Origin of the sequence: Flavobacterium sp. N2820 (genome assembly GCF_025947285.1) — a bacterium.
GTDB lineage: Bacteria > Bacteroidota > Bacteroidia > Flavobacteriales > Flavobacteriaceae > Flavobacterium.
The window spans coordinates 2990297-3004546 of record NZ_CP110008.1; the positions used below are offsets into that span (position 1 = coordinate 2990297).

The window sequence follows — 14250 nt, forward strand, 5'->3', positions numbered from 1 at the left end:
CTATTAATCGTTAAGATATGAAAGTTAATTTGCAAGCAGTAAATTTTAATGTAGACAGAAAGCTAGTCGATTTTGTTCAAGAAAAGTTAGATAAACTAGAAAAGTATTATGACAAAATTATTTCGGCAGATGTTTTTTTAAGATTAGAAAACACAAGTGATAAAGAAAATAAAACAGTTGAGATAAAAATTAATGTTCCTGGAGACGATTTTGTAGTTAAAAAAACAGCAAAATCATTTGAAGAAGGAGTTGATTTAGCGGTAGATTCTTTAGAACGAGTAATTGTAAAACGAAAAGAAAAATTAAGAGCAATTTGATATTCTAAAAAAAAAGATAAAAAATGTTTTGATTCAAAAATAAATTCTATACATTTGCAGTCCGTTAGAAATAGCGGACTTTTTATATTTAAGTTGCCGGTGTAGCTCAGCTGGCTAGAGCAGCTGATTTGTAATCAGCAGGTCGTGGGTTCGAGTCCCTCCATCGGCTCAAAGTTATAAGCAACTGAATGTAAAAGGTTTGGGGAGATACTCAAGCGGCCAACGAGGGCGGACTGTAAATCCGCTGACTACGTCTTCGCAGGTTCGAATCCTGCTCTCCCCACGAGATTTTGAATTTAGAAAGAAGGATTTGGTTTTCTGAATTCTGATGGCTAACTTCTGAATACACAAAAGCCGGTGTAGCTCAGGGGTAGAGTGCTTCCTTGGTAAGGAAGAGGTCACGGGTTCAATTCCCGTCATTGGCTCTTAAAAAAGTTTATTTTTTGAACACTAATATATAACTAAGATTAAATTATTAAATCATGGCAAAAGAAACCTTTGATCGTTCGAAGCCCCATTTAAATATTGGAACTATCGGACACGTTGACCACGGTAAAACTACGTTAACAGCTGCAATTACTAAAGTATTAGCTGATGCTGGTTTATCAGAAGCAAAATCATTTGATCAAATTGATAATGCTCCAGAAGAAAAAGAAAGAGGTATTACTATTAATACATCTCACGTAGAATATTCTACAGCTAATCGTCACTACGCTCACGTTGACTGTCCAGGTCACGCGGATTACGTTAAGAACATGGTTACAGGTGCTGCTCAAATGGACGGAGCTATCTTAGTAGTTGCTGCTACAGATGGTCCTATGCCACAAACAAGAGAGCACATCCTTTTAGGACGTCAAGTAGGTGTGCCTAGAATGGTTGTATTCATGAACAAAGTGGATATGGTTGATGATGCTGAATTATTAGAATTAGTAGAAATGGAAATTAGAGATTTATTATCTTTCTATCAATATGATGGAGATAATGGTCCAGTTATCCAAGGTTCTGCTTTAGGTGGATTGAATGGTGATCCAAAATGGGTTGCTACTATCATGGAATTAATGGAAGCAGTTGACAACTGGATTGAATTGCCAGTTCGTGACGTTGAAAAACCTTTCTTAATGCCAGTTGAAGACGTATTTACAATTACTGGTCGTGGAACTGTTGCTACAGGTCGTATCGAAACAGGAGTTGCTAATACAGGAGATCCAGTTGAAATCATTGGTATGGGAGCTGATAAATTAACTTCTACTATTACAGGAGTTGAGATGTTCCGTAAGATCCTTGATAGAGGTGAAGCTGGTGATAACGTTGGTTTATTATTAAGAGGTATCGCTAAAGAAGATATCAAAAGAGGAATGGTTATTGTTAAACCAGGATCTGTTAAACCACACGCTCACTTTAAAGCAGAGGTGTATATCTTGAAAAAAGAAGAAGGTGGACGTCACACTCCATTCCACAATAACTACCGTCCTCAGTTCTATGTGCGTACAACTGACGTAACGGGTACTATTTCTTTACCAGCTGGTGTAGAGATGGTTATGCCTGGTGATAACTTAACTATTGATGTTACATTGTTAAGTCCTATCGCTTTATCAGTAGGTTTACGTTTCGCTATCCGTGAAGGTGGTAGAACAGTAGGTGCTGGTCAGGTTACTGAAATTTTAGACTAATTATAAGTCAACAATAATTAAAACCAGCAGTACGCTGCTGGTTTTTTTAACAAACGGGCGTAGTACAAGGGCTAGTATAGTGGTCTCCAAAACCATTGATGGGGGTTCGAATCCCTCCGCCCGTGCAAATAAAGATTAAAATGACAAAAGTAGTTAATTACATATCTGAAGCATTTCAAGAATTAAAATCAAATGTTACTTGGCCTATTTGGGCTGATGTTCAACGTTTGACAATTATTGTTGCTGTTTTTTCAATAGTTTTCGCTCTATTAACATGGGGTGTTGATGAATTGTTTGTTAAAGCTCTTGAAGGTTTTTTTAACATTATAAAATAATACCAAGAAATGGCTGACAATAATGTGAATAAATGGTATGTGGTAAGAGCTGTAAGCGGTCAGGAAAACAAAGTTAAAGCTTACATAGAAACTGAAACTGCTCGCTTAGGTATGGCAGATTACATTTCTCAGGTTTTAGTTCCTACTGAAAAAGTTGTTCAAGTTAAAGATGGTAAAAAGATCGCCAAAGAAAAAGTATATTTTCCTGGTTATATAATGATTGAAGCAAATTTAACTGGAGAAATTCCTCATATCATTAAATCAATTCCTGGGGTTATTGGTTTCCTTGGAGAAACTAAAGGAGGAGATGCAGTGCCGCTAAGACAATCTGAAGTAAACAGAATGTTAGGTAAAGTGGATGAATTATCAGTTAAAGAAGATAGTGTTTCTATTCCATACTCAACTGGAGAAACTGTAAAAGTTATCGATGGTCCTTTCAATGGTTTTAATGGAACTATTGAAAAAGTAAATGAAGAAAAGCGTAAACTTGAAGTAATGGTGAAAATTTTCGGAAGAAAAACACCTTTAGAGTTAAGTTTTATGCAAGTTGAAAAAGTATAATTTTCGTTACATATATAAATCACATCAATCGCTTCCAATTGATAGATGTGCTAAATTTTTTTAAAAAATGGCAAAAGAAGTTAGTAAAGTAGTTAAACTACAAGTTAAGGGAGGTGCAGCGAATCCATCGCCACCGGTTGGACCTGCTTTGGGGGCTGCTGGGGTTAACATCATGGAGTTCTGTAAGCAGTTCAATGCTAGAACACAAGATAAACCTGGCAAAGTATTACCAGTACAAATTACTGTGTATAAAGACAAGTCTTTCGACTTTGTTGTTAAAACGCCACCTGCTGCAATTCAATTATTAGAAGCAGCAAAACTAAAGTCTGGTTCTGGTGAACCAAATCGTAAAAAAGTTGCAAGTGTTACTTGGGACCAAATTAAAGCTATTGCTGAAGACAAAATGGCCGATCTAAATGCATTTACATTAGAGAAAGCTATGAGTATGATTGCAGGTACAGCTAGATCTATGGGTATAACAGTAACAGGGAATGCTCCTTTTTAATCGTTAAAAGAATTAGACAATGGCAAAATTGACAAAAAAGCAAAAAGAGGCTGCAGCAAAAATTGAGAAGAATAAACTATACAGTTTAAAAGATGCTTCTGCATTAATTAAATTAGTTGCTTCTGCAAAATTTGACGAGTCTGTTGATATCGCAGTTAAATTAGGTGTAGATCCTAGAAAAGCGAATCAAATGGTAAGAGGGGTTGTAACATTACCTCACGGAACTGGTAAAGATGTAAGAGTTTTAGCTCTTGTTACTCCAGATAAAGAAGCGGAAGCTAAAGCTGCTGGTGCAGACCACGTAGGTTTAGATGACTATCTTCAAAAAATCAAAGACGGTTGGACTGATATTGATGTAATTATCACTATGCCAGCTGTTATGGGTAAATTAGGTCCATTAGGACGTGTTTTAGGACCAAGAGGTTTAATGCCAAACCCTAAAACAGGAACTGTAACTATGGATGTTGCTAAAGCTGTTGCTGAAGTAAAAGCTGGTAAAATCGATTTCAAAGTTGATAAAACTGGTATCGTTCATGCTGGAATAGGTAGAGTATCTTTTGATGCTGATAAAATCTATGACAATGCACACGAAATCGTTCAAACATTAATCAAATTAAAACCAACTGCAGCTAAAGGTACATATATTAAGTCTATTCACTTATCTTGTACAATGAGTCCTGCTATTGCTTTAGATCCTAAAGCAGTATAATTGGTAGTTAAAAATTTTTAGTATGACTAGAGAAGAAAAATCAATCGCGATTAAAGATTTAACTGCACAGTTAGCGGATGTTAATGTTATCTATTTAGCAGACATTTCAGGACTAGATGCAGATACTACTTCAAACTTAAGAAGAGCTTGTTTTAAAGCTGGAATTAAATTAGAAGTTGTGAAGAATACATTACTTGAAAAAGCAATGGAAGCTTCGGATAGCGACTTTGGTGATTTATCTACAGTTCTTAAAGGAAATACTTCTATGTTTATTGCTGATACCGCTAATGGACCAGCAAAAATCATTAAAGAATTCCGTAAGAAAGGTGAAAAACCACTTTTTAAAGGAGCTTATATTAACCAAGAAATTTATATCGGAGACAACTTATTAGATAGCTTAGTTGCTATTAAATCTAAAGAAGAAGTTATCGGAGAAATCATTGGATTATTACAATCTCCTGCTCAAAGAGTTATTGCAGCTCTTAAAAATCAACCGAACAAGGAAGAAGGAGCAGAATAATAAGTACGCACATAATAAATTATATTTTTACAAAACATTTTAAACGATAGAAAAAATGGCAGATTTGAAACAATTCGCAGAACAATTAGTTAACTTAACAGTTAAAGAAGTTAACGAATTAGCAACAATATTAAAAGATGAGTATGGTATCGAGCCTGCTGCTGCAGCTGTTGTAGTTGCTGCTGGTGGTGGAGATGCTGGTGCTGCTGCTGAGCAAACTGAATTTACAGTAGTATTAAAAGAAGCTGGTGCTTCTAAATTAGGAGTTGTTAAAGCGGTTAAAGAATTAACTGGTTTAGGTCTTAAAGAAGCTAAAGATTTAGTTGATGCTGCACCAACAAATGTAAAAGAAGGTGTTTCTAAAGATGAGGCTGAAGGTCTTAAGAAAGCTTTAGAAGAAGCAGGAGCTGTAGTTGAGTTAAAATAATTTATACTCATAAATAAGCTAGGTTTAGGTCTTGAGAGTGTTCTCAAAGACCTAAACCATTTTGCGTATATTAAATTATTGTATTTTTTATACACAAAAAAGTAACCAATAACGAAGAAAAAAATTAAACTAAATTTCCTGGTTTATTTTAAAGATGTATTGGTTATTAAAAAGGAAGTATTATTAAAACAGTGTATTTACACAAAAAATTACTTTTTTTAAATCAAAATTTTATCCATTGATGATTGCTAATCAGACTGAAAGATTAAATTTTGCTTCGACAAAAAACATTCCACAATATCCAGATTTTCTAGATATTCAAGTGAAATCGTTTAAAGATTTTTTTCAATTAGAAACAAAATCTGACGAAAGAGGCAACGAAGGGCTGTATAATACCTTCATGGAAAATTTTCCAATAACTGATACAAGAAATAATTTTGTGTTAGAATTTCTTGACTATTTTGTTGATCCACCTCGATATACTATCGAAGAGTGTATTGATAGAGGTCTAACACATAGTGTACCTTTAAAGGCTAGACTTAAATTATATTGTACAGATCCTGAACATGAAGATTTTGAAACTATTGTACAAGATGTTTATTTAGGCACAATACCATACATGACTCCAAGCGGTACATTTGTTATCAATGGAGCAGAACGTGTTGTTGTATCTCAATTACATAGATCTCCAGGGGTTTTCTTTGGACAATCTTTTCATGCGAATGGTACTAAACTATATTCGGCTAGAATTATTCCTTTTAAAGGATCATGGATTGAATTTGCTACCGATATCAATAACGTAATGTATGCGTATATCGATAGAAAGAAAAAATTACCTGTTACCACTTTATTTAGAGCTATCGGATTTGAAAGAGATAAAGATATCTTGGAAATTTTCGACCTTGCTGAAGAAATTAAAGTGTCTAAAACTGGTATCAAAAAATATGCTGGAAGAAGACTTGCTGCACGTGTTTTAAACACTTGGCATGAGGATTTCGTTGATGAAGATACTGGTGAAGTGGTTTCAATTGAACGTAATGAAATTATCCTTGATAGAGATACAATTCTTGACAAAGATAATATCGAAGAAATAATCGAAGCAGACGTTAAAACTATTCTTTTACACAAAGAAGATAATAACGCTACTGACTATACCATTATTCACAATACGTTACAAAAAGACCCAACAAACTCTGAAAAAGAGGCTGTTGAACACATTTACAGACAATTACGTAACGCGGAACCGCCTGATGAGGAAACGGCTCGTGGTATTATAGATAAATTATTCTTCTCTGATCAACGTTATAACTTAGGTGAAGTTGGTCGTTACAGAATGAACAAAAAGTTAAATCTTGATATTCCTATGGAAAAACAAGTTTTAACAAAAGAAGATATTATTACAATTGTAAAATATTTGATCGAATTAATCAACTCAAAAGCAGAGATTGATGATATTGATCACTTATCAAACCGTCGTGTTAGAACTGTTGGAGAGCAATTATCAGCACAATTTGGTGTTGGTTTAGCTCGTATGGCAAGAACTATCCGTGAGAGAATGAACGTTCGTGATAACGAGGTGTTTACACCTATTGATTTGATTAATGCTAAAACATTATCATCAGTAATTAACTCATTCTTCGGAACAAACCAGTTATCTCAGTTTATGGATCAAACCAATCCATTAGCAGAGATTACACACAAACGTCGTTTATCTGCCCTTGGACCTGGAGGTTTATCTAGAGAAAGAGCTGGTTTCGAGGTGCGTGACGTTCACTATACACACTACGGAAGACTTTGTCCTATTGAAACCCCTGAAGGACCAAACATTGGTTTGATTTCTTCATTAGGAGTTTATGCTAAAGTAAACGGAATGGGATTCATCGAAACACCTTACCGTAAGGTAACAAATGGTGTAGTAGATTTAGAGTCAACTCCAATTTATTTAAGTGCAGAAGAGGAAGAAGGAAAAATGATTGCACAAGCAAACATTGAAATGGATGCTACAGGTAAAATTACTGCGCATAATGTTATTGCGCGTGAGGAAGGTGACTTTCCAGTAGTTGAACCAACAGCTGTACACTATACAGACGTTGCTCCAAATCAAATTGCTTCTATTTCAGCTTCATTAATTCCTTTCTTAGAACATGATGATGCGAACCGTGCATTGATGGGATCTAACATGATGCGTCAGGCCGTTCCATTATTACGTCCTGAAGCTCCAATTGTTGGAACTGGTTTAGAAAGACAAGTTGCTTCTGATTCAAGAGTATTAATCAACGCTGAAGGCAGCGGAACTGTTGAATATGTTGATGCTGATAAAATCACTATCAAATATGACAGAACTGAAGAAGAGCGCATGGTTAGCTTTGAAGCAGACGAAAAAACGTATCAATTAATCAAATATAGAAAAACCAATCAAAGTACTTGTATCAACTTAAAACCAATCGTAAGAAAAGGGGATAGAGTTGAAAAAGGTCAAGTATTATGTGAGGGTTATGCTACTCAAAATGGAGAATTAGCAATCGGAAGAAACTTGAAAGTGGCGTTTATGCCATGGAAAGGATACAACTTCGAGGATGCAATCGTAATTTCTGAAAAAGTAGTTCGTGATGATATTTTTACATCATTGCATATTGACGATTATACGTTAGAAGTTCGTGATACTAAATTAGGTAACGAAGAGTTAACAAATGATATTCCAAACGTTTCTGAAGAAGCTACTAAAGATTTAGATGAAAACGGAATGATTAGAATTGGTGCCGAAGTAAAACCTGGCGATATTTTAATCGGAAAAATTACACCAAAAGGAGAATCAGATCCTACGCCAGAAGAAAAACTTTTAAGAGCTATCTTCGGTGATAAAGCAGGTGATGTTAAAGATGCTTCATTAAAAGCTTCTCCATCATTACACGGTGTAGTTTTAGATAAAAAATTATTTGCGAAAGCAGTAAAAGATAAGAGAAAACGTTCGAAAGATAAAGAAGACGTTGACAAATTAGAAAACGAATTTGAAGTTAAATACAATGAATTAAAAGACAAATTAATTGAGAAATTATTTGTTATCATTGATGGAAAAACTTCACAAGGAGTTATGAATGATTTAGGTGAAGAAGTATTGCCAAAAGGTAAAAAATTCACTAAAAAAATGTTACAAGCTGTTGAAGATTTTGCGCACTTAACAAAAGGGCAATGGTCAACAGACGACCATACTAATGCAATGGTAAACGACTTGATTCACAACTACAAAATCAAATTAAACGATTTACAAGGTTGGTTAAGAAGAGAGAAATTTACCATCACTGTGGGAGACGAATTACCATCAGGTATTTTGAAACTTGCTAAAGTTTACATCGCTAAAAAACGTAAGTTAAAAGTGGGTGATAAAATGGCAGGACGTCACGGAAACAAAGGTATTGTAGCAAAAATCGTTCGTCATGAAGATATGCCATTCTTAGAAGACGGAACACCAGTAGATATCGTATTGAATCCACTTGGAGTACCATCTCGTATGAACATTGGTCAGATTTATGAAACGGTTTTAGGATGGGCTGGACAAAAATTAGGTAGAAAATATGCAACACCAATCTTTGATGGGGCATCAATCGACCAAATTAATGAACTAACAGACGAAGCAGGAATTCCAAGATTTGGGCATACGTATTTGTATGATGGAGGAACAGGAGAACGTTTCCACCAAGCAGCAACCGTGGGTGTAATCTACATGTTGAAATTAGGACACATGATTGATGATAAAATGCATGCTCGTTCTATTGGTCCATACTCATTAATTACGCAACAACCTTTAGGAGGTAAAGCGCAATTTGGAGGTCAACGTTTTGGAGAGATGGAGGTTTGGGCTCTTGAAGCATACGGTGCATCAAGTACACTTAGAGAAATTTTAACTGTTAAATCAGATGACGTTATAGGTAGAGCTAAAACTTACGAAGCAATCGTTAAAGGTGAAGCAATGCCAGAACCAGGATTACCTGAATCATTCAATGTATTAATGCATGAATTAAAAGGTCTTGGATTAGACATCAGATTAGAAGAATAATTATAGTAAACAGTCACAGTCGCAGTATGCAGTTCAATCTGAAAACTGCGACTGAAAACTGAATACTTTTTCAAAATTAAGTTTTTAAGGATTTATAACCGTAAACCGTTCCGATTTTTTATTGTACAGACAAAATTTATTGTGTCAAATACAATAACTAGCACTTCAAAATTTAGGTTTGAAGTTTAGAGAAGTAATCCGTGTTAGAGACGTTGCAGTGCAACGTCTGTACAAAATCAATTTTTAATTGCAAGTAAATCAATAGTAAAAACTATGATGAATAATAGAAATAATAGAGATAAAAACCAAATAAAAAGGTTTAACAAAATTACGATAGGATTAGCTTCTCCAGAATCAATTTTAGGAGAATCAAGAGGTGAGGTTTTAAAACCAGAAACGATCAACTATCGTACACACAAACCAGAAAGAGATGGTCTTTTCTGTGAACGTATTTTTGGTCCAGTAAAAGATTACGAATGTGCTTGTGGAAAATATAAAAGAATTCGCTACAAAGGAATCGTTTGTGACCGATGTGGTGTTGAAGTAACAGAGAAAAAAGTACGTAGAGATAGAGTAGGACACATCAACCTTGTTGTTCCAATTGCTCATATCTGGTATTTCCGTTCGTTGCCAAACAAAATTGGTTATATTTTAGGTTTACCATCTAAGAAATTAGATATGATTATTTACTACGAAAGATACGTAGTAATTCAAGCAGGTATTGCTAAAAACGCTGATGGTGAATCATTACAAAGATTAGATTTCCTTACGGAAGAAGAATATTTAAATATTTTAGATACACTTCCTATGGAAAATCAATATTTAGATGATAATGATCCTAATAAATTCATCGCTAAAATGGGTGCTGAATGTATTATGGATTTATTAGCTCGTACAGACTTAGATGAACTTTCATATAGTCTTCGTCACGCAGCTAATAATGAAACATCTAAACAACGTAAAACTGAAGCGTTAAAACGTTTGAATGTTGTAGAATCATTCCGTGAGTCTAACTATAACAGAGAAAACCGTCCTGAATGGATGATTTTAAAAGTTATTCCAGTTATTCCACCAGAATTACGTCCGTTAGTTCCACTTGATGGAGGTCGTTTTGCAACTTCAGATTTAAATGATTTATACAGAAGAGTTATCATCCGTAACAACCGTTTAAAAAGATTAATGGAAATTAAAGCTCCAGAAGTTATCTTAAGAAACGAAAAACGTATGTTACAAGAATCTGTGGATTCATTATTTGACAACACACGTAAAGCTTCTGCGGTTAAAACAGAATCAAACAGACCATTAAAATCTTTATCAGATTCATTAAAAGGTAAACAAGGTCGTTTCCGTCAAAACTTATTAGGAAAACGTGTAGATTATTCTGCTCGTTCAGTAATTGTCGTTGGACCAGAAATGAAATTGTTTGAATGTGGTTTGCCAAAAGATATGGCTGCTGAACTATACAAACCATTCGTTATTCGTAAGTTAATCGAAAGAGGAATTGTTAAAACAGTTAAGTCGGCTAAGAAAATTATCGATAAAAAAGAGCCAGTAGTATGGGATATTCTTGAGAATGTAATCAAAGGACATCCAGTATTATTAAACCGTGCTCCTACGTTACACAGATTAGGTATTCAAGCATTCCAACCTAAGTTAATTGAAGGAAAAGCAATCCAGTTACATCCATTAGTATGTACGGCATTCAACGCCGATTTCGATGGTGACCAGATGGCGGTTCACTTACCATTAGGTCCAGAAGCTATTTTAGAGGCACAATTATTAATGTTGGCTTCTCATAATATCTTGAATCCTGCAAATGGTGCACCTATTACGGTTCCTTCTCAAGACATGGTACTTGGTCTTTATTACATGACCAAAGAGCGTTTATCAACTCCAGAAAAGAAAATTTTAGGTCAAGATTTGACGTTCTATTCTGCAGAAGAAGTAAACATCGCCTTGAACGAAGGAAAATTAGAATTAAATGCTCGTGTGAAAGTACGTGCTAAAGATTTTAATGAAAATGGAGAATTAGTTTACAAAATTATCCAAACAACTGCAGGAAGAGTTTTATTTAATGAAGTAGTGCCAGAAGCAGCAGGATATATTAATGAGGTATTAACTAAGAAATCATTACGTGATATTATTGGTAAAATCTTATCGGTAACAGATGTTCCTACAACGGCAGCTTTCTTAGATGATATGAAAGATCTAGGATATAAAAATGCATTCCGTGGTGGATTATCATTCTCATTAGGAGATATTCGTATTCCTGAACAAAAAACACAATTAATTGCAGATGCCAGAGAACAAGTTGAGGCGATTTCTGTAAACTATAACATGGGTCTTATTACCAATAACGAACGTTACAACCAAGTTATTGATATTTGGACTTCAGCAAATGCTCAATTAACTGAGTTAGCAATGAAAAATATCCGTGAAGACCAACAAGGTTTCAACTCGGTATATATGATGCTTGACTCTGGTGCAAGGGGTTCTAAAGAACAAATTCGTCAGTTAACTGGTATGCGTGGTTTGATGGCTAAGCCTAAAAAATCAACCGCTGGTGGTGGTGAAATTATTGAAAACCCTATTCTTTCTAACTTTAAAGAAGGTCTTTCGATTCTTGAGTATTTCATTTCTACTCACGGTGCGCGTAAAGGTCTTGCGGATACAGCTCTTAAAACTGCCGATGCGGGTTACTTAACACGTAGATTACATGATGTATCTCAAGATGTTATTGTAAACTCTGTAGACTGTGGTACATTAAGAGGAATCGAAGTTTCTGCTTTAAAGAAAAATGAAGAAATTGTTGAAACATTAGGAGAAAGAATCTTAGGACGTGTTGCTTTACAAAATGTAATCAACCCACTTGATAACGAAGTTCTAATCGAAGCAGGTGAGCAAATTACTGAAGCTATCGTTAAGAAAATCGAAGCATCTCCAATTGAAAGAGTTGAAGTACGTTCTCCATTAACTTGTGAAGCTAAAAAAGGAATCTGTGCAAAATGTTACGGAAGAAATTTAGCAACAGGAAAAATGACTCAAAAAGGTGAAGCAGTTGGTGTTATTGCAGCACAATCAATTGGTGAGCCAGGTACACAGTTAACACTTCGTACGTTCCACGTTGGAGGGGTTGCTGGTGGTATTTCTGAGGAATCGAGTATTGTAACTCGTTTTGCTGGTAGATTAGAAATTGAAGATTTAAAAACGGTTAAAGGTGAAGATGCTGATGGAAACGCAGTGGATATCGTTATCTCTCGTTCTACTGAATTAAAATTAGTAGATGCTAAAACCGGAATTTTATTAAATACACACTATATTCCTTATGGTTCAAGTATTTTTGTTAAAGACGGAGACGTTGTTGAAAAAGGTACTACAATCTGTAAATGGGATCCTTATAATGGAGTTATTGTTTCAGAATTTACTGGAAAAATTGCTTATGAAGATTTAGAACAAGGACAATCATTCTTAGTTGAAATCGATGAGCAAACAGGTTTCCAAGAAAAAGTAATTTCAGAAGGTAGAAATAAAAAATTAGTTCCTACTTTATTGATTTATGGAAAAGATGGCGAATTAATTCGTTCATATAACTTACCGGTTGGTGCTCACCTTATGGTAGATGATGGCGAGAAAATTAAAGCAGGTAAAATTTTAGTAAAAATTCCACGTCGTTCTTCTAAAACAGGCGATATTACGGGAGGTTTACCAAGAATTACCGAGTTATTAGAAGCTCGTAATCCATCTAACCCAGCGGTAGTTTCTGAAATTGATGGTGTAGTTACATTTGGAAAAATCAAAAGAGGAAATAGAGAAATTGCTATTGAGTCTAAATTTGGGGAAGTGAAGAAATACTTGGTAAAACTTTCGAACCAAATCTTAGTACAAGAGAATGACTACGTGAAAGCTGGTACGCCACTTTCTGATGGTGCAATTACTCCAGAAGATATTTTAAGAATTCAAGGGCCATCTGCTGTTCAACAGTATTTAGTAAATGAAATTCAAGAAGTTTACCGTTTACAAGGGGTAAAAATCAACGACAAACACTTTGAGGTAGTAATCCGTCAAATGATGCGTAAAGTAAGAATTGTTGATCCAGGAGATACATTATTCTTGGAAGACCAATTAGCACATACTAGTGATTTCCTTGTTGAAAACGACAAATTATATGGAATGAAAGTAGTGGAAGAAGCAGGTGACTCTGAAAATTTAAAACCGGGTCAAATTATTTCTCCACGTCAGTTAAGAGATGAAAATTCGTTATTAAAACGTAATGATAAAAACTTAGTAGAAGCTCGTGATGTAATTACAGCAACTGCTACTCCAGTATTACAAGGTATTACTAGAGCATCATTACAAACGAAATCATTTATTTCTGCTGCATCGTTCCAGGAAACTACTAAAGTATTGAATGAAGCTGCTGTTGCAGGTAAAATTGATACCTTAGAAGGATTAAAGGAAAATGTTATCGTAGGACACAGAATCCCAGCTGGTACAGGTATGAGAGACTATGACAATATGATAGTAGGTTCTAAAGAAGAATACAATGAGTTAGTTGCTGCTAAAGAAGAATTTAATTACTAAAAGTAGCACTATTCCAATACTAAAGACCTAACAAATTAATTTTTGTTAGGTTTTTTTTTAATCAAAAATTATACTTAATCTTGTACTAGATTTGAAAACTTAAATGAACTTAATCATACATATACGCTAAAGTAAAACTTAGATGACTTATATGTTTAAATAAAAAATATGGAAAATAACAACCCACAAGGGCAAATCAACATCGAATTAGATGAAAAAACTGCCGAAGGAACCTACTCAAACTTAGCGATTATCAATCATTCAAATTCTGAGTTTGTTGTTGATTTTGTAGCGATTATGCCAGGTGTGCCAAAGGCAAAAGTAAAATCAAGAATTGTATTAACACCACAACATGCTAAACGTTTATTAAAAGCATTAGGTGAAAATATACACCGTTTCGAAAGTGCACACGGAAAAATTGAAGAAGGCGAACAGCCAGCCATTCCATTAAATTTTGGACCAACAGGACAAGCATAAGCAAAAAACTCTTCAGTAAAACGAAGAGTTTTTTGTTGTTAATGATAATTTTTTTTTAATTATCTGTTATATTTATAAAAAAATTGCACAAAAT

Annotated in this window: 11 protein-coding genes and 4 tRNA genes; all 15 read left to right on the top strand. The window is 34.6% G+C overall.

Annotated features, from left to right (window positions below):
* Positions 1-17 precede the first annotated feature (17 nt).
* The 15 genes from hpf to OLM52_RS14035 all read left to right on the top strand — a co-directional run bounded on the left by hpf (position 18) and on the right by OLM52_RS14035 (position 14156).
* A complete protein-coding gene (gene hpf / locus OLM52_RS13965) occupies positions 18-317 on the top strand; it encodes a ribosome hibernation-promoting factor, HPF/YfiA family (RefSeq protein ID WP_264549098.1) in 300 nt (99 codons plus the stop codon).
* A 95-nt stretch (positions 318-412) separates the two neighbouring features.
* A tRNA-Thr gene (locus tag OLM52_RS13970) sits at positions 413-486 on the top strand.
* A 32-nt stretch (positions 487-518) separates the two neighbouring features.
* Positions 519-600: transfer RNA gene (locus OLM52_RS13975), tRNA-Tyr, on the top strand.
* A gap of 70 nt (positions 601-670) precedes the next feature.
* Positions 671-742, top strand: a tRNA-Thr gene (locus OLM52_RS13980).
* A 57-nt stretch (positions 743-799) separates the two neighbouring features.
* Positions 800-1987 (top strand): elongation factor Tu, encoded by a 1188-nt coding sequence (gene tuf, locus OLM52_RS13985; RefSeq protein WP_008256583.1) that lies wholly within the window; start codon positions 800-802, stop codon positions 1985-1987.
* 53 nt (positions 1988-2040) lie between these two features.
* Positions 2041-2112 (top strand) — tRNA-Trp (locus tag OLM52_RS13990).
* A gap of 15 nt (positions 2113-2127) precedes the next feature.
* Positions 2128-2322: a preprotein translocase subunit SecE gene (gene secE, locus OLM52_RS13995; protein WP_264549099.1), complete on the top strand. Its 195-nt coding sequence runs from the start codon at positions 2128-2130 to the stop codon at positions 2320-2322.
* Positions 2323-2331: 9 nt separating this feature from the next.
* Entirely contained in the window at positions 2332-2883 is a 552-nt protein-coding gene (gene nusG, locus OLM52_RS14000; RefSeq protein WP_262318236.1) for a transcription termination/antitermination protein NusG, read from the top strand.
* A 67-nt stretch (positions 2884-2950) separates the two neighbouring features.
* Complete coding sequence (gene rplK, locus OLM52_RS14005) at positions 2951-3388, top strand: 50S ribosomal protein L11 (protein WP_008256586.1); 438 nt, start codon at positions 2951-2953, stop codon at positions 3386-3388.
* A gap of 19 nt (positions 3389-3407) precedes the next feature.
* Positions 3408-4097, top strand: coding sequence for a 50S ribosomal protein L1 (rplA, locus tag OLM52_RS14010; RefSeq protein ID WP_264549100.1), 690 nt, complete (start codon positions 3408-3410; stop codon positions 4095-4097).
* A gap of 22 nt (positions 4098-4119) precedes the next feature.
* On the top strand, positions 4120-4617 hold the full coding sequence (rplJ, locus tag OLM52_RS14015; protein WP_008256591.1) for a 50S ribosomal protein L10: 498 nt from the start codon (positions 4120-4122) through the stop codon (positions 4615-4617).
* A 55-nt stretch (positions 4618-4672) separates the two neighbouring features.
* A complete protein-coding gene (rplL, locus tag OLM52_RS14020) occupies positions 4673-5044 on the top strand; it encodes a 50S ribosomal protein L7/L12 (RefSeq protein ID WP_008256592.1) in 372 nt (123 codons plus the stop codon).
* A 241-nt stretch (positions 5045-5285) separates the two neighbouring features.
* On the top strand, positions 5286-9098 hold the full coding sequence (gene rpoB / locus OLM52_RS14025) for a DNA-directed RNA polymerase subunit beta (protein ID WP_264549101.1): 3813 nt from the start codon (positions 5286-5288) through the stop codon (positions 9096-9098).
* Positions 9099-9371: 273 nt separating this feature from the next.
* Positions 9372-13679, top strand: coding sequence for a DNA-directed RNA polymerase subunit beta' (rpoC, locus tag OLM52_RS14030; RefSeq protein ID WP_264549102.1), 4308 nt, complete (start codon positions 9372-9374; stop codon positions 13677-13679).
* 168 nt (positions 13680-13847) lie between these two features.
* The gene (locus OLM52_RS14035) at positions 13848-14156 is read left to right on the top strand and encodes a DUF3467 domain-containing protein (protein WP_008256595.1); all 309 of its coding nucleotides are present in this window, start codon (positions 13848-13850) and stop codon (positions 14154-14156) included.
* The last annotated feature ends 94 nt before the right edge of the window (positions 14157-14250 follow it).